This is a genomic window from Mesorhizobium sp. YIM 152430 (genome assembly GCF_029210365.1).
Taxonomy (GTDB): Bacteria; Pseudomonadota; Alphaproteobacteria; order Rhizobiales; family Rhizobiaceae; genus Aliihoeflea.
The window spans coordinates 75,686-92,208 of the sequence record NZ_JARGES010000020.1 but is presented as its reverse complement, the minus strand read 5'-3'; the positions used below and the strand labels follow the sequence as shown (position 1 = coordinate 92,208).

15 protein-coding genes and 1 tRNA gene are annotated in these 16,523 nt (G+C 63.3%); 12 read left to right on the top strand and 4 right to left on the bottom strand.

Annotated features, from left to right (window positions below):
- Window positions 1-15 precede the first annotated feature (15 nt).
- From PZ895_RS05720 to PZ895_RS05710, 3 genes are read left to right on the top strand one after another with little or no spacing between them, the layout of a single operon-like run.
- On the top strand, window positions 16-939 hold the full coding sequence (locus tag PZ895_RS05720) for a DMT family transporter (protein ID WP_275838057.1): 924 nt from the start codon (window positions 16-18) through the stop codon (window positions 937-939).
- A 29-nt stretch (window positions 940-968) separates the two neighbouring features.
- Complete coding sequence (locus PZ895_RS05715; protein WP_275838056.1) at window positions 969-1,127, top strand: YqaE/Pmp3 family membrane protein; 159 nt, start codon at window positions 969-971, stop codon at window positions 1,125-1,127.
- A complete protein-coding gene (locus tag PZ895_RS05710; RefSeq protein ID WP_275838055.1) occupies window positions 1,124-1,510 on the top strand; it encodes a DUF4112 domain-containing protein in 387 nt (128 codons plus the stop codon). The genes PZ895_RS05715 and PZ895_RS05710 overlap by 4 nt, the downstream gene beginning before the upstream one ends.
- Window positions 1,511-1,551: 41 nt before the next feature.
- On the opposite strand, the gene serA is transcribed toward PZ895_RS05710, so the two are convergent.
- The 4 genes from serA to PZ895_RS05690 all read right to left on the bottom strand — a co-directional run bounded on the left by serA (window position 1,552) and on the right by PZ895_RS05690 (window position 6,732).
- Entirely contained in the window at window positions 1,552-3,150 is a 1,599-nt protein-coding gene (serA, locus tag PZ895_RS05705; protein ID WP_275838054.1) for a phosphoglycerate dehydrogenase, read from the bottom strand.
- Between the two features lie 66 nt (window positions 3,151-3,216).
- Window positions 3,217-4,392: a phosphoserine transaminase gene (locus PZ895_RS05700; protein WP_275838298.1), complete on the bottom strand. Its 1,176-nt coding sequence runs from the start codon at window positions 4,390-4,392 to the stop codon at window positions 3,217-3,219.
- 215 nt (window positions 4,393-4,607) lie between these two features.
- Window positions 4,608-5,516 carry an RNA polymerase sigma factor RpoH gene (gene rpoH / locus PZ895_RS05695; RefSeq protein ID WP_275838053.1) on the bottom strand — a complete coding sequence of 303 codons (909 nt, stop codon included), beginning with the start codon at window positions 5,514-5,516 and terminating at the stop codon, window positions 4,608-4,610.
- Between the two features lie 175 nt (window positions 5,517-5,691).
- The gene (locus tag PZ895_RS05690) at window positions 5,692-6,732 is read right to left on the bottom strand and encodes an RluA family pseudouridine synthase (protein WP_275838052.1); all 1,041 of its coding nucleotides are present in this window, start codon (window positions 6,730-6,732) and stop codon (window positions 5,692-5,694) included.
- Window positions 6,733-6,757: 25 nt separating this feature from the next.
- On the opposite strand from PZ895_RS05690, the gene PZ895_RS05685 reads away from it, so the two are divergent.
- The 9 genes from PZ895_RS05685 (at window position 6,758) to phoU (ending at window position 16,523) form a co-directional block, all read left to right on the top strand.
- Window positions 6,758-7,144, top strand: coding sequence for a fimbrial protein (locus PZ895_RS05685; RefSeq protein WP_275838051.1), 387 nt, complete (start codon window positions 6,758-6,760; stop codon window positions 7,142-7,144).
- Window positions 7,144-7,536 carry a VOC family protein gene (locus PZ895_RS05680; protein ID WP_275838050.1) on the top strand — a complete coding sequence of 131 codons (393 nt, stop codon included), beginning with the start codon at window positions 7,144-7,146 and terminating at the stop codon, window positions 7,534-7,536. Before PZ895_RS05685 ends, PZ895_RS05680 begins: the two co-directional genes overlap by 1 nt.
- Window positions 7,537-7,603: 67 nt before the next feature.
- Window positions 7,604-7,678: transfer RNA gene (locus tag PZ895_RS05675), tRNA-Glu, on the top strand.
- A 157-nt stretch (window positions 7,679-7,835) separates the two neighbouring features.
- Entirely contained in the window at window positions 7,836-10,733 is a 2,898-nt protein-coding gene (locus tag PZ895_RS05670) for a PAS-domain containing protein (protein ID WP_275838048.1), read from the top strand.
- A 423-nt stretch (window positions 10,734-11,156) separates the two neighbouring features.
- Window positions 11,157-12,191: a substrate-binding domain-containing protein gene (locus tag PZ895_RS05665; RefSeq protein WP_275838047.1), complete on the top strand. Its 1,035-nt coding sequence runs from the start codon at window positions 11,157-11,159 to the stop codon at window positions 12,189-12,191.
- Window positions 12,192-12,276: 85 nt separating this feature from the next.
- Entirely contained in the window at window positions 12,277-13,656 is a 1,380-nt protein-coding gene (pstC, locus tag PZ895_RS05660) for a phosphate ABC transporter permease subunit PstC (protein WP_275838046.1), read from the top strand.
- A gap of 4 nt (window positions 13,657-13,660) precedes the next feature.
- The gene (gene pstA / locus PZ895_RS05655) at window positions 13,661-14,959 is read left to right on the top strand and encodes a phosphate ABC transporter permease PstA (protein WP_275838045.1); all 1,299 of its coding nucleotides are present in this window, start codon (window positions 13,661-13,663) and stop codon (window positions 14,957-14,959) included.
- A gap of 12 nt (window positions 14,960-14,971) precedes the next feature.
- Window positions 14,972-15,787 (top strand): phosphate ABC transporter ATP-binding protein PstB, encoded by an 816-nt coding sequence (pstB, locus tag PZ895_RS05650; protein ID WP_275838044.1) that lies wholly within the window; start codon window positions 14,972-14,974, stop codon window positions 15,785-15,787.
- Between the two features lie 25 nt (window positions 15,788-15,812).
- Window positions 15,813-16,523, top strand: a complete 711-nt coding sequence (gene phoU / locus PZ895_RS05645) for a phosphate signaling complex protein PhoU (RefSeq protein ID WP_275838043.1) — start codon at window positions 15,813-15,815, stop codon at window positions 16,521-16,523.

The window sequence follows — 16,523 nt, the reverse complement described above, 5'->3', positions numbered from 1 at the left end:
CCGACGAAGGCCGCCATGGTTCGCACCGCCTATGTTCTTCTTTTTCTCACGGCCCTGATGTGGGCGGGCAACGCTATCGCCGGCAAGCTCGCCATCGGTCACATTTCGCCGATGATGCTGACCTTTGCGCGCTGGGCCATCGGCCTTGTCGTGATCGGCCTGATCGGCTGGAAGCAGTTGAAGCGCGACTGGAAGGCGGCGCGCGGCAAGCTCGCCCTGCTGTTCATTCTCGGCGCGGCGGGGTTTGCCTGGTTCAACGCGGCGCTCTACAGCGCGCTTCTCTTTACCTCGGCGATCAACGTCTCGATCGAGCAGGCGGCGATGCCCATGGTCATCATGGCGGCGAACTTCCTGCTTTTCGCCATGCGCGTGACATGGGCGCAGATCGCCGGCTTCGTGCTCTCCATCGTCGGCGTGGCGATCGTCGCCAGCCATGGCGAACTGGCGCGTCTCGTCGGGCTTGAAATCAATCGGGGCGACGCGCTCATGGTCCTCGCCGTCCTGCTCTACAGCGGATACACCGTGGCCCTGCGCTTCAAGCCGGCGATCCACTGGCAAAGCGTGATGATCGTCATGGTGTTCGGCGCGGTGGCCGCCTCCCTGCCATTCGTCGTTTGGGAGGCCGCGACCGACCGGCTGATACTGCCCGATGCGCGCGGATGGGCGATCGTCGCCTACACCGCGCTCTTTCCTTCGCTCCTGTCGCAGATCTTCTTCATGCGCGGCGTCGAATTGATCGGCGCGAACCGGGCGGGATTGTTCATCAATCTCGTGCCGATCCTCGGCACGCTCCTGTCGATCGTCATCCTCGGGGAAGCGTTCGAGCCCTTCCACGCCGTCGCCATGGTGCTGGTCATGGGCGGCATCGCGATGGCCGAAATCAGCGGCCGGCGTGCGGCTGCTCGGGCCAAGGGAAACAATGGCCCGCTCGCGCGTTGAAGGGCACCCCTTCAAACCTGTGAGACAAAATGGACGTCATCCGCATCATCGCCGCAATCATCCTGCCGCCGCTGGGCGTATTCCTGCAGGTCGGCTTCGGCCTCCACTTCTGGCTCAACATCGTGCTGACGCTGCTCGGCTACATTCCGGGCATCATCCACGCCATCTGGGTCGTGCTACGCAAATGATCGCGACCGCCGCGCCGCGAATCGAACGGCCCGCGCCCGATTTCGCCAAGGAGTTGGACGAGGTCCGCCGTCTGGCGAAGCTTCTCGACACGCGCTGGAAGATTCCCGGCATTGGCGTGCGTTTCGGCATCGATCCGGTTCTCGGTCTCATCCCCGGCGCCGGTGATCTCGTGGCCGGTGCGATCTCGACCTATGTCATCGTCAAGGCGCACCGTCTGGGCGCGCCGAAGTCGATGCTCGTCAGGATGGCCGGCAATGTCGCGGTCGATACGGTCGTCGGCTCGGTGCCGATCCTCGGCTCCGTCTTCGACCTCTTCTACAAGGCGTCGACGCGCAATTTGCGCCTACTCCAGACCCATCTGGAAGACCGCGACAAAATATGAGAAAGGCGCGGAGCGATCCGCGCCTTTCGAGACGGACCTGTTCAGCCCGCAATGTCGAACTGAAGCGGCTTGGCCGATTCGATGGCCGGATGAGAGCGAACTTCTTCCAGCACCTTTTCCGGGAAAGGCGCATCGAGATAGAGGAGCGCGATGGCATCGCCCCCCGGCCGGTTTCGACCGAGCTGGAAATTGGCGATGTTGACGCCGTTGGTGCCGCAGACGGTGCCGAGAAGGCCGATGATGCCGGGTGCATCGGCATTTGTGGTGTAAAGCATGTGCTCGCCCACTTCCGCGTCCAGATTGATGCCCTTGATCTGGATGAAGCGCGGCTTGCCGTCCGAAAAGCAGGTGCCGGCGATCGAGCGCGTCTTGGTCCTGGTCGTCACGTTGAGACGGATATAGCCGTCGAAGACGCCCGACTTGTCGCGACGCACCTCGGAGAGGACGATGCCGCGTTCCTTCGCCATGATCGGCGCTGAGACCATGTTGACGTCGGCAACCTGCGGCCGGATCAGCCCGGCCAGCGCTGCCGAGACCAGAGCGCGCGTGTTCATCGCCGCCGTATTGCCGTCGAACAGGATTTCGACTTCCTGGATCGGCTCTTCGGTCACCTGGCCGACGAAGGCCCCCAGCACCTCGGCAAGCTTGATGAAGGGCTTGAGCCGCGGCGCTTCCTCGGCCGTGATCGAGGGCATGTTGATGGCGTTCGAAACCGCGCCCTTGACGAGATAGTCCGCCATCTGCTCGGCGACCTGGAGCGCGACATTCTCCTGCGCTTCGGAGGTCGCGGCGCCCAGATGCGGTGTCACGACGACGTTCTCCATGCCGAAAAGCGGACTTTCGGTCGCAGGCTCGACCTCGAAGACGTCGATGCCGGCGCCGGCGACCTTGCCGGATTTCAACGCCTCGATCAGGTCGGCCTCGACGATCAGGCCGCCGCGTGCGCAGTTGATGATCCTGACGCCGTCTTTCATCTTCGCCAGCGCTTGCCTGTCGATGATGCCCCGCGTCTTGTCGGTCATCGGCGTGTGCAGCGTGATGAAGTCGGAGCGGGCGAAGATTTCGTCGAGTTCGACCTTCTCCACGCCCAGTTCCTGCGCCCGGCCTTCCGAGAGGAACGGATCGAAGGCGATGACATGCATCTTCAGGCCGACGCCGCGCATGGCGACGATGGAGCCGATATTGCCGCAGCCGATGACGCCCAGCGTCTTGCCGGTGATCTCGACGCCCATGAAGCGGTTCTTCTCCCACTTGCCGGCATGGGTCGAGGCATTCGCCTCCGGCAGCTGCCGGGCAACCGCGAACATCAGCGCGATTGCGTGTTCGGCTGTCGTGATCGAATTGCCGAAGGGCGTGTTCATCACGATGATGCCGCGCCGCGAGGCGGCAGGGATGTCGACATTGTCGACGCCGATGCCCGCGCGTCCGACGACCTTGAGATTGGTCGCGGCGGCGATCAGCTTCTCGGTGACCTTTGTCGCAGAGCGGATGGCGAGGCCGTCATACTGGCCGATGACTTCGTGCAGCTTTTCCTTGTCCTTGCCCAGATCGGGCAGATAGTCGACCTCGACGCCGCGATCCTTGAAGATCTGGACGGCGGTGGGCGAAAGCTTGTCGGATACGAGTACGCGGGGCGCCATGGCTGGCCTCCTTGAAATGATGCGAGATGGGGAAAGCGGAAGCCGCTTGGCAGCTTCCTGAAAATTTCAGGCAGCCGCCTTCAGCGCGGCCTTCTGCGAGGCGAAGGCCCAGTCGAGCCATGGCGTCAGCTTTTGAAGATCGGCGGTCTCGACGGTCGCACCCGCCCAGATCCGCAGGCCGGCAGGCGCGTCGCGATAGGCGCCGATGTCGAAGGCGACGCCTTCCTTTTCGAGCGCCGAGACCATCGCCTTGGCGAAAGCCTGCTGCGCATCATCGGAAAGCGCGGTGAACTCGGAATCGACGATCGACAGGCAGACCGACGTGTTCGAGCGGGTCTCCGGCACGACCGCCAGATGTCCGGCCCATTGCGAGCCGGCAACAAAGTCGTCGAGCACCTTGAAATTTGCATCGGCGCGCGCGACGAGCCCGTCGAGCCCGCCGACCGACTGCGCCCATTGCAGCGCGTCGATATAGTCTTCGACGCACAGCATGGACGGCGTGTTGATCGTCTCGCCCTTGAAGATGCCCTCGATCAGCTTGCCGCCCGAGGTCAGGCGGAAGATCTTCGGCAGCGGCCAGGCCGGCTTGTAGCTTTCGAGCCGGGCGACGGCACGCGGCGACAGGATCAGCATCCCGTGCGCGGCCTCGCCGCCGAGCACCTTCTGCCAGGAGAAGGTGACGACATCGAGCTTGGAAAAGTCGAGACGCTGTGCAAAGGCGGCGGACGTCGCATCGCAGATCGTCAGACCGGCGCGGTCGGACGGGATGAAATCGCCGTTCGGCACGCGCACGCCGGAAGTGGTGCCGTTCCAGGTGAAGACAACGTCGCGGTCGAAGTCGATCTGCGAAAGGTCTGGCAGCGCGCCATAAGGCGCCTCGATCTTGCGCGCATCGTCGAGCTTGAGCTGCTTCAATACGTCCGTGATCCAGCCCGAGCCGAACGATTCCCAGGCGACCATGTCGACGCCGCGCTCGCCGAGCAGCGACCAGAGCGCCATCTCGACGGCTCCGGTGTCGGAAGCCGGCACGATGCCGATGCGATAGTCGGCGGGCACCTGGAGGACTTCGCGAGTCAGGTCGATGGCCTGTTGCAGCTTCGTCTTGCCGATCTTGGCGCGATGCGAGCGGCCAAGCGGGGCATCGGCGAGCACATCGAGCGACCAGCCGGGACGCTTCGAGCAGGGACCTGAGGAGAAATTGGGATTTGCCGGACGCACTTCCGGCTTGGACGCCGCACGGATTGCGGGCGTGGAATTGGTCGTCGTCATGGTTCTATCCTTCCAGATAGCTGGCCCCTCGTTGGGGAGGGGTGGCCCACTGACGGCGATATTCCTTCCCCCGCACGGCGTCAAGAGGATTGTTTGCGTCGCTTCTGGAGCAGGCGCAACGCAAAGGGGCCGCCCGTAGCCGGCCCCTTTTGGCGGGTGTTCTGCCGTTTATCCGTCCGCCTTATCGGTCAGCGCGCGTCGGCGTCGATGGTGCGCAAGGACTGGGCCTGACGCCGCGCTGCCGCCTTGACCGCGTCCTGAACCTTTTCGAACGCACGCACCTCGATCTGGCGAACGCGCTCGCGGCTGATGTCGAACTCGCCGGAAAGCTCTTCCAGCGTCATCGGGTCTTCCGCGAGCCTGCGCGCCTCGAAGATGCGCCGTTCACGTTCGTTGAGGACGCCCATCGCATCGCTGAGCAGCGAGCGGCGGCTTTCGAGTTCATCCTGCTGGACGAGCATCTCTTCCTGGCTTTCGTGGTCGTCCACCAGCCAGTCCTGCCATTCACCGGATTCGCCTTCCGTCGCGCGGATGGGTGCGTTCAGCGAGGCGTCACCCGAAAGCCGACGATTCATCGACACGACTTCTTCCTCGGAAACGTTGAGGCGCGTCGCGATCTCGGTGATGTGTTCGGGCTTCAGGTCGCCTTCGTCAAGCGCCTGGATCTTGCCCTTCACCTTGCGCAGATTGAAGAACAGCCGCTTCTGGTTGGCCGTGGTGCCCATCTTCACGAGGCTCCACGAGCGCAGGATATATTCCTGAATCGACGCCTTGATCCACCACATCGCATAGGTGGCGAGGCGGAAACCGCGCTCCGGCTCGAACTTCTTGACGGCCTGCATCAGGCCGACATTTCCTTCGGAAATCACCTCGCCGATCGGCAGCCCGTAGCCGCGATAGCCCATCGCGATCTTCGCGACGAGACGAAGATGGCTCGTCACCATCTTGTGGGCGGCCGCCGTGTCGTCATGCTCGAGATACCGCTTGGCGAGCATGTACTCTTCCTGCGGCTGCAACATTGGAAAGCGTCGGATTTCCTCAAGATAGCGGGAAAGACCTCCCTCTCCGGTCGCAATGCTTGGTAGTGTCTGGGCCATAAAGCACCCCTTCTCTCAAATCGGCCTGCCCCCGCTTGCGGCGGGCAGGTGGCGCAGCGCCGCGGGCCTGTTGCGCCATGTCGGTAATATAGGGATCGCATGGACGAATTGCACGGCACATTTCGCCCTGAAACATAGCGTCGCCTCCAAGTGAACAAGTTCATTCAGGATTTCGTCATTCGAATGGCAAACGGCGCAAGGCTTCGACAAGTTCCGCAAAGTCGGGCGGGTAGGGCGCCTCGAAACGCAGGATTTCGCCGCTGCGTGGGTGGCGGAACTGCAAGAGGCGCGCGTGGAGGGCCTGGCGCGGGAATTCTCCGACGACAAACTTGAGGTCGTCGGGGAGTTTATTCGCCTTGGTCTTGAAAGCCCGGCCATAGGTCTGGTCGCCGATCAGCGGATGGCCGACATGAGCCATATGGACGCGGATCTGGTGGGTGCGCCCTGTCTCCAGCCGGCATTCGACCAGCGAGGCGAAGGCGGTCGCGTCGGCCTTGGGGCCGAATTTCTCGACGATCTGGTAGTGCGTTACCGCATGGCGGGCATCGGGGCGGCCTTCGGGAACGACGGCGCGCTTGGTGCGATCGGTGCCGGAGCGGCCGAGCGGGGCGTCGACGATGCCTGCTCGTCGCGGAAGTACGCCCCAGAGAACGGCGTGATAGGCGCGTTCCAGATCGCCGGTTCGCCCATGATCGGCAAAGGCGTCGGACAGCGCGCGATGGGCCAAATCGTTCTTCGCAACCACGAGGACGCCACTCGTCTCCTTGTCGAGACGGTGGACGATGCCTGGTCGGCGCACGCCGCCGATGCCCGAAAGCGAGAGGTCGCAATGATGAATCAGCGCGTTGACGAGCGTTCCGGTCCAGTTGCCGGCACCGGGATGGACGACAAGGCCCGCCGGCTTGTCGATGACGATCAGGTCTTCGTCCTCGAACAGGATCGCAAGATCGATCGTCTCCGCCTCCGGTTCTGCCGGTTCGGGCTCCGGCATTCCCAGCGTGACGACAGTGCCGGCGACGAGCCTGGCCTTGGGTTCCCGCACGACCTTGCCGTCGATCCGGACATCACCGCCCCGGATGATCGCCTGGACGCGGTTGCGCGACAAGTCCGGCGCGGTCTTTGCCGCCAGCCACTGATCGAGGCGCGTGCCTGCGGCATCCTCGCCGACAGGGAAGGCTTTCAAACCGACGGTGGCTTCGGTATCAGGGACGCTCATTTCGCAGTAACCAACGGATTTTTCCATGACCGAGCGCGCACCCCAGCAAATCGACCCGGACGAACCGCTCGACCCGGCCGTCGAAAAGGTGCGCGCCAAGCTGATGCGCTTCGTGGTCATCAATCTGGGAATTCTGTTCCTGGCCCTTATGGCGGTGGTCGGCGCGCTTGTCTACCGGGCCGTCTCGACGGAAGCCTCAACCGAAGAGGCGCTGGCCGGTCTGCCGCTGCCGCCCGAAGGCAGCACGATCACCGGCCAGATCGCATTGCCGGCAGGGGCAAGCGTCCTGTCGCAATCGCTGGCCGGGGGCAGACTGACGCTTCTCATCGAAACGGCCGGCGCACGAGAGATCGTCGTCTACGACATCGGTTCGGCCCGCATCATCGCGCGCTTCGCGCTCGTCGACGACTAATGGTGCAGCGCCTCGCCACTGTCACGCTCGTGGTCGACGAATACGACGAGGCGATCGCACATTACGTCCGGGTCATCGGTTTCACGCTCTTCGAGGACACCGCGCTCGGCGCAGGCAAGCGCTGGGTGCGGGTCGGCCCGACGGGCGGCGGGTGCCACTTCCTGCTCGCGCAGGCGGATGGAGAGGTCCAGCGTGCGGCTATTGGCGGCCAGACAGGCGGCCGCGTCGGATTCTTCATCGAAACCGACGATTTCGACGTCGACCATGCGGCGATGAAGGCGCGCGGCGTCGACTTTCGTGAGGAACCGCGCAATGAATCGTATGGCAAGGTCGCAGTCTTTGCGGACTGCTATGGCAATCTCTTCGATCTGATCCAGCCTGCCCGACCGTAGGTCGGAAAAAGTCGCGTCGCCCCTGGTTGCCTTCGCGCGGATTCGCTTCTATATGGGCGACTTGGACGCTCCCATCGTCTAGCGGTCAGGACGTCGCCCTCTCACGGCGAAAACAGGGGTTCGATTCCCCTTGGGAGTACCACTTCCTCTTCGAATCAAAAGTTTTCCGCTTGGCGCGCATAAGCACGGGTGCGAACGCCATACATGTTCAACATTTTAGCGTCGCGTTAAGTGACTTTCGGGCAATGTCCGTTCCCGCATCGGGATGTGGGGGCATACTCGTGGGAATTGACGGAGTTTTGGCGAATGCGGCGGCGCGGGGCGCAATACACGCATCGGCCAGCGATGGCGACGAGGGCGCGCACGCCGATCGGCTGATGGCCGGGCTCAACGTGATGAGCGATGCGTTCTGCTACTATGACCGCGACGACCGCCTCATCCACTACAACGACGCCATGGTCGCGCTCTACGCGCCGATCGCCGACTTCATCCGGCCCGGCGTGCGCTTTTGCGAACTACTCGACGCCGCCATCGAGCGCCGGGTCTGGGAGACGGGGGATGCCGATCCGGCCGCGCTGAAGGCCCATGTGCTCGACCAGCGCAGTGGGCCGAGCTTCGAGATGCAGCTTGCCTTTCGCGACGGACGGCACGTCATCCATCGCGAAATCCGTACCGAGGATGGGGGGACGATCGGCATCTGCACCGACATCACATCCGTGATGGCCCGGGACGCCGATCTCGAACACGCCAGGGCCGAAGCGCAGGCGGCGCAGCGGCGCCTGCAATGCGCCATCGATGCCCTGCCCGACGGTTTCGTTCTGTGGGACGACCAGGATCGGCTGGTCGCCTTCAACACGGCGTTGCAGGACAAGTTCTCGATGGTCAAGCTGGAGGTCGGAAAGACCTTCAGGGAGCTTTTCCAGGAACTTGCGGAGCGGGGCGGCGTCGCCGAAGCCCGCGGCAATGCGCGGAAATGGGTCGCTGCCCAGGTGGCGCGCTGGGAAGCGCTGGTCGACCATGAGGTCGAGTTCCGCTTGCCGACTGGGCGCTGGATGCGCCGGCATGACCAGGTCACCGCCAATGGCGACCGCGTCGGCATCGTCGCGGACATCACCGACCACAAGCAGCGCGAGCGCGAACTGGCGGTGGCGCGCGATCGTGCTGAAAGCCTGTCCGCCGATCTGCGCCGCACGCTCGACACGATGGATCTCGGGGTCGTTGTCCTCGACGCCGATCTCAACACGGAGATCATCAACGAAGCCTATTATCGTCTGTGGCACGCCAAGCCGGAGGAGATTCCCGTCGGCTCGCACGCGCGCCACATGATGGAGGTCAGCCGGCGCAACGGCATCTACGATGTCGACGACGCGGCCTGGACGGCCTATGTCGAGGAACGTCTCGCGCAAATCGCCTCGGGCGACGTGAAGTCGCGCCAATTCACCCGTGCGGACGGCTGCACGATGATCTACTCGGTGACGCCGCTTTCGGGCGGACGCCGGCTCGTCTCCTATTTCGACATCACCGCGATGAAGCGCCGCGAAGCCGAACTGGAGGATGCCCAGCAAAAAGCGGAGCTTGCCGACCGCGCCAAGTCCGAGTTCCTCGCCAATATGAGCCACGAGATCAGGACGCCGATGAACGGCGTCCTCGGCATGGCCGAGCTTCTCTGGAAGACCGATCTCGACGCCAAGCAGAAGACCTTCGCCGACATCATCGTCAAATCCGGCAATGCCTTGTTGACGATCATCAACGACATTCTCGACTTCTCCAAGATCGACGCCGGCCAGCTTGCGCTCGATCCCGCGCCCTTCGACCTCGCCGAGGCGATCGAGGACGTGGCGACGCTCGTCTCGACGCGCGCCAAGGAGAAGGATCTCGAGATGATCGTGCGCTTCCAGCCGGGGCTGAAGCGCCGTTTCGTCGGCGATGGCGGGCGCATTCGCCAGATCGTCACCAATCTGATGGGCAATGCGGTCAAGTTCACCGACGCCGGCCATGTCTTGGTCGATGTCAGCGGCGTGGGGTCCGAGACGGGGACCCGCCTGACCATCTCGGTAACCGATACCGGCATGGGCATTCCCGCCGACAAGCTGGCGCTGGTTTTCGAGAAGTTCAGCCAGGTGGATGCGTCGTCCACGCGGCGGCACGAGGGGACCGGGCTCGGCCTCGCCATCTCGTCGCGGCTCGTCGCGCTGATGGACGGCGCGATCGACGTCGAGAGCACGGAAGGGCAGGGCTCGCGCTTCTGGTTCACCATCGACCTTGCCCATGCCGACGAAAACATGCAGCAGCGCTCCCCCGCGCTCGACGTGCGCGGAGCGCGGGTGCTGATCATCGATGACAACCCGATCAACCGGTCGATCCTCCTGGAACAGATGCAGGGCTGGGAGTTCGACGCCTGTGCGGCGACGAACGCGACCGAGGGAATCGCGGTCCTGACCGAGGCGGCACGGCGGGGCCTCGATGTCGATTGCGTCATTCTCGACTACCAGATGCCCGAAATGACGGGCGTCGATGCCGCCAGGATCATCCGCCGGACCGAAGCGATCGCGCGCACGCCGATCCTGCTCCTCAGTTCGGTCGACCAGGCGGTCACCGGCGCGCCGGGACGCGAACTCGCGATCGAGGCGCAACTGATCAAGCCGGCCCGCTCCGCCGTGCTTTTGAAGACGCTCGTCGACACCATCCAGCGCCGCCGCTCCGCCGCGCCGAACGTCGTGGTGCCCCTTGTCGGGCCGGTTGTCGAGGCGAGGCCGGCGGTTGCCGCTCGGTTGCGCGCGCCTCAAGCCACGGCGAAAGAGCGCATCCTCGATGTCCTCGTCGCCGAGGACAATGAGGTCAACCAACTCGTCTTTCGACAGATACTGGAGGAAATCGGCCTCGATTTCGCCATCGTCGCCAATGGCCGGCTGGCGCTGGAACGCTATCGGGAAACGGGCGCGCGGCTGATCCTCATGGATGTCTCAATGCCGGTGATGGACGGCCTCGAGGCGACGCGCGCGATCCGGGCGATGGCCACTGAAGACGCGCCGGTGCCTATCATCGGCGTCACGGCGCACGCCCTCAAGGGCGACCGGGAACGCTGCCTGGCGGCGGGCATGGACGATTACCTGCCCAAGCCGGTCAGCCCGAAGGCACTTGCGGACAAGATCGCTTCATGGCTTGATCGGGATGTAGCGCGGCGAAACCGGTCATAACTGAGCGTATATGGCGTGATCGCACCATACCGCTACCAAGTTGCGTGATTGAAAGATTGCGTGATCGCGTTTGATTTTCCGAGTTTCCGGACGGGAAGTGCTGCCGCCGACGTTGGATTGGTCTGTCTGTGCCCCAACTAAGGATCGTTCTCTGCATATGCAGGCGTCGGTAGCGTTTCGGCTCGAAGGCATCGCCTTTCCGTCCGGCTTTTTTCGGGTTTCGGCGGATCGTTCTTCCGGCTGACCGACGCCTACGATCTCAACATCCATATGCTGTTTGCGCTCGAGCCGGGCAGCCTTCGAGTGGCTTCGTCAAGCCGACATCAATCTGTCATCCAACTGTTACATAGGGCCGTTATTGCCACTCGCGTCGCCGAAGAAAAGGGCGGCAGCAGAAGAGAATTCTGAACAGGAGTGGGCTCCATGAACAAAGTCATTCTCGCGGCTTCGGCCGCAGCACTGGCCATCGCCGCTTCGGCCGGCGCGGCATCCGCGCAGTCGCGCGACCAGATCCGCATCGTCGGTTCGTCGACGGTCTTCCCCTACACGCAGGCCGTTGCCGAAGAGTTCGCCAATATGGGCAACACCGCCCCGGTGCTGGAAGGAACCGGAACGGGCGGCGGGATGCGCATTTTCTGCGGCGGTGTCGGCGTCGACTTCCCGGACATTACAGGTGCTTCGCGCCCGATGACGCAGGGCGAGTATGAGACTTGCGTCTCGAACGGTGTCGACAACGTCACCGAAGTCCTGATCGGCTATGACGGCCTGTCTATTGTCAATAACGTTAACGGTCCGGATATGGCGCTCACCGAAGCGCAGATATTCCAGGCTTTGGCGGCGCAGGTCGAGGTCGATGGCGAGATCGTCGCCAATCCCTACACGCGCTGGAACGAAATCGATCCGTCGCTTCCCGATTTCGAGATCACGGTTTTCGGTCCGCCCCCGACATCGGGGACGCGCGACGCTTTCGTCGAACTCGTGATGCATGACGGCTGCGAGACGTTCCCGGCCATCGCCGCCCTTGAAGGCGATGCCAAGCGGGAAGTCTGCGACCGTATGCGCACCGATGGCCCGTTCATCGAAGCTGGTGAAAACGACAATCTGATTGTCCAGCGCCTCCAGGCTGACGAGACCGCGCTCGGCATCTTCGGCTACTCGTTCCTCTACGAGAACCAGGACACGCTGAAGGCCGTCTCGATCAACGGCATCGAGCCGACCGAAGCGACCATCGGCGACGGTTCCTACCCCGTCGCGCGTCCGCTGTTCTTCTACATCAAGAACGCGCATCGCGGCGTGATCCAGGGCTTGCAGGAGTTCGCCGAAGAGTATGTTTCCGAAGAGTCCTTCGGGCCGAACGGCTATCTCGCCGAGCGCGGCCTGATCTCGCTTTCGGACGCCGATCGTGAGGAAACCCGTCAGATCGTCACCGAAGGCCAGCACTTCGAGCGCTATCAGTAGGCATCGGCCGGACTATAGGATTCCGGCCGCGCCAGGTTCGCGTGGCCGGGATCGTCCATTTAACCGGATGAACTGGCAGGGTGCCGTGACCGGATATCTGTTTCTCTCCATCATCCTCTTCTCGCTCGCCGCTTTCTATGTCGGCCGGTCGGCGGGTGCGCGGTTCGTGGCCGCAGAAGGGGCGTCGGTCCATTCGCGGCCGATCTATCACGGTGCGTTCGCAGCAATCTGGGTCGGCCTGCCGACGCTCTTGCTGGTCGTTCTCTGGCTGCTCTTCCAGGACGCCGTCGTGCGCGCGCTCGTGGTGGCCTCCTTGCCGTCTTCGCTAACCGAAGGCGCATCGCCTGCCCAGATTTCGCTGTTCGTCAGCGAAATCCGCAATGTCGCCGCTGGCCGCATCTTCTCCGAGCCACGGCCGGAAATTGCAGCGGCGGCGGAGCGATATGCGAGTTGGACGGTGATCGCCAACTGGGCCATGGTCGTCGTTGCCCTTTGCGCAATGGCTTTGGCCCTTTATCTCGCGCGCTCGCGCAGCGCCCCGCGCTATCGCGCGCGCCAGAGCTTCGAGCGGGCGCTCGATGTCATCATGATCGGCTCTGCGGGACTGGCCATCCTGGTGACGCTCGGCATCATCGTCTCGCTCACCTATGAGGCGATCCAGTTCTTCATGCTCGTTCCGCCTGCCGAGTTCTTCTTCGGTCTCAACTGGGAACCGCAAATCCCGATCCGAGCGGACCAGATTGCAGGAACCGGCGCCTTCGGTGCTGTGCCCGTGTTCACCGGCACGCTCTTGATCGCCACCATCGCACTCATCTTCGCGATCCCGATCGGGCTGATGTCCGCGATCTATCTGGTCGAGTTCGCCAATCCGCGCATTCGCGGCGTCATCAAGCCGATTCTCGAAATCCTGGCCGGCGTGCCGACCGTCGTCTACGGCTTCTTCGCCGTTCTGACCGTGGCTCCCGCCATCCGGCAAGCCGGATCGCTCTTCGGCATCGCGATCTCGCCTAACAGCGCGCTGGCTGCCGGCGCGGTCATGGGCATCATGATCATTCCCTTCATCTCGTCGCTTTCCGACGATGCGCTGAAAGCCGTGCCGCAATCCATGCGCGACGGTTCGCTGGCGATGGGCGCGACGCGATCGGAAACGGTGACCAAGGTGCTGATACCTGCGGCGCTTCCCGGCATCATGGGCGGCATCCTGCTTGCCGCCAGCCGAGCCATCGGCGAGACGATGATCGTCGTCATGGCGGCGGGCCTGACTGCCAATCTCACGGCAAATCCGCTCGATGGCGTCACCACCGTCACCGTGCAGATCGTCACGCTTCTGATCGGGGATACGGCATTCGACAATCCCAAGACCCTGTCCGCCTTCGCGCTCGGCCTGGTGTTGTTCATCGTGACCCTTTGCCTGAACGTCCTGGCACTCAGGATCGTGCAGCGCTACCGCGAAAGATACGAGTAGACCGATGACGGACATCTCGAACAATCAGACCCCGCCTGCGGCCGTCGATTGGGCGTCCGGCAAGGCGAAAGCCCTGCGCAAGAAGCGCTACGCAGCCGATCGCCGGCTTCGCTATTACGGCATCGCCGCCATTTCCACCGCCGTGCTCTTGCTGGGCATCCTGATCGGATCGCTGGTCTCGACCGGTTACCTCGCCTTCGTGCAGACGCATGTGACGATGGAGGTGGCCATCGACCCGGAACAGGTATCGGCGGACGATCCGGCGAGCGGCAATTATCGTGCCATCGTCTCGGATGGCGTGCAGCGTCTCTTTCCCGATGTCGAGGACGGCGGCGCGCTGCGCGCAGCGGCGGGTATCATAACGAATGGCGCCCAGGTCATCCTGCGCAACCGCGTCATCGCCGATCGGTCGCTGGTCGGCCAGACGATCCGGTTGCAGGTTCCCGTCTCCGACCCCTACGACCAGCTTTACAAGGACGTCATCGACCGCGACCTGCCGGAAAACCGGCGTCGGCTGAACGACAGCCAGATCGCGCTGTTCGAGACGCTGGAAGATCGCGGATTGATCGAAGCCAAGGCGAACTGGGGCCTGATCTTCAGTTCCGACAGCCGCTTTCCAGAACTCGCAGGTCTTGCAGGTGCCATTGTCGGGTCGTTCTACGCACTTTTGGTCTGTTTTGCGATCTCGTTCCCCATCGGCATCGCAGCGGCGATCTATCTGGAAGAATTCGCCCCGAAGAACCGCTGGACGGACCTGATCGAGGTCAACATCAACAATCTGGCGGCGGTTCCGTCCATCGTGTTCGGCCTTCTCGGTCTTGCCGTCTTCATCCAGCTTTTCGGCCTGCCACGCTCCGCTCCCCTGGTTGGCGGGCTGGTGCTCGCCCTGATGACGCTGCCGACGATCATCATCGTCACGCGCAATTCGCTGAAGGCGGTGCCGCCGTCGATCCGCGAAGCCGCGCTCGGCATCGGCGCGTCGCGCCACGAGGTCATTCTGCACCATCTCCTGCCGCTGGCGATCCCCGGTATCCTGACCGGAACGATCATCGGGCTGGCGCAGGCGCTCGGCGAAACTGCGCCGCTGCTTCTCATCGGCATGAATGCCTTTCTCACCTCGCCGCCAGGCGGCATCATGGAGCCGGCGACCGCGCTTCCGACCCAGATTTTCATCTGGGCCGACAGTCCCGAACGCGGCTTCGTATCGCGAACCTCCGCCGCAATCCTCGTCCTGCTCGGTTTTCTGATAACAATGAACGCGATTGCCATTTACCTGCGGTCCCGTCTTGAGAGACGTTGGTAGGAGCTACGAAGGATGAACCAGATGACCGAAATCGCTCTCGAACACGCGATCACGAATGTTGCACCCCAGGTCAACGCCAAGATGCGCGGCCGCGACGTCAATGTCTTCTACGGCGCCAAGCAGGCCCTGTTCGACGTCAATCTCGACATCGGCGAGCGCCAGGTGACGTCGCTGATCGGCCCTTCGGGCTGCGGCAAGTCGACATTCCTGCGCTGCCTCAACCGGATGAACGATACGATCGACATCGCCCGCATGGTGGGCGACATCACGCTCGACGGACAGGACATCTACGACCCCAAGATCGACGTGGTGGAACTGCGCGCCCGCGTCGGCATGGTGTTCCAGAAACCGAACCCGTTCCCGAAGTCGATCTTCGAGAATGTCGCATACGGCCCGAAAATCCATGGACTGGCGTCGAACAAGACCGACCTCGAGGAGATCGTCGTCACCAGCTTGAAGAAGGCGAGCCTTTTCGATGAGGTGAAGGACCGCCTTCACGAGCCGGGCACCGGCCTTTCGGGCGGACAGCAGCAGCGCCTTTGCATCGCGCGCGCCATCGCCGTGTCGCCCGAAGTGATTCTGATGGACGAGCCGTGTTCCGCGCTCGACCCGATCGCGACGGCCAAGATCGAGGAACTGATCGACGAGTTGCGCGCGAATTTCACGATCGTCATCGTGACGCACTCCATGCAGCAGGCTGCCCGCGTCTCGCAGCGCACGGCATTCTTCCATCTCGGCATTCTCGTCGAGGAAGGGGCGACCGAGCAGATCTTCACGGCACCGTCCGACAAGCGCACGCAGGACTATGTCACCGGCCGCTTCGGCTGATCGGAACACGAAGAAGGCAGGGACAATGGCTGGACAACATATCGTAGCCTCCTTCGACGAGGAACTCGGCCAGATCGACCGTTTGATCCGAGACATGGGCGACCTGGCGCAGGCGATGGTCACGGCGGCGACGCAGTCGCTGCTCGACAACGACGTCCCGCTTGCCCAGCGGGTGATCTCCGACGACGTCGTGATGGATGCCCGCCAGCGCGAACTCGACGAGCGGGCCATCGCCCTCATCGCCAAGCGCCAGCCGATGGCGCAGGATCTGCGCGCAGTCGTCGGCGCGATCCGCATGGCGAGCGACCTGGAGCGGATCGGCGACCTCGCCAAGAACATCTCCAAGCGGGTCAGCGCGGTCGGGCAGGGCGCCATGCAGCGCAAGCTCTCGCATTCGATCGATGGGATGGCGCAACTGGTGCGCGCGCAGCTTGCGGGCGTGATCGACAATTATGTGGGCCGAAATCCGCAGGCGCTGGTGACCCTTCGCGCCGACGACGAGAACATCGACGTGCAGTACACCGCCGTCTTCCGCGAACTCCTGACCTATATGATGGAAGACCCGCGCAACATCACCGCATGTACGCATCTGCTCTTCTGCGCAAAGAATCTGGAGCGGATCGGCGATCACGCGACCAATATCGCCGAGAACGCCTATTACGTCATGGTCGGCCAGCAATTGCCGCTCCACCGGCCGAAGCTCGATGAGACGTCGATCTCGGGCGCGTCGGCGTGA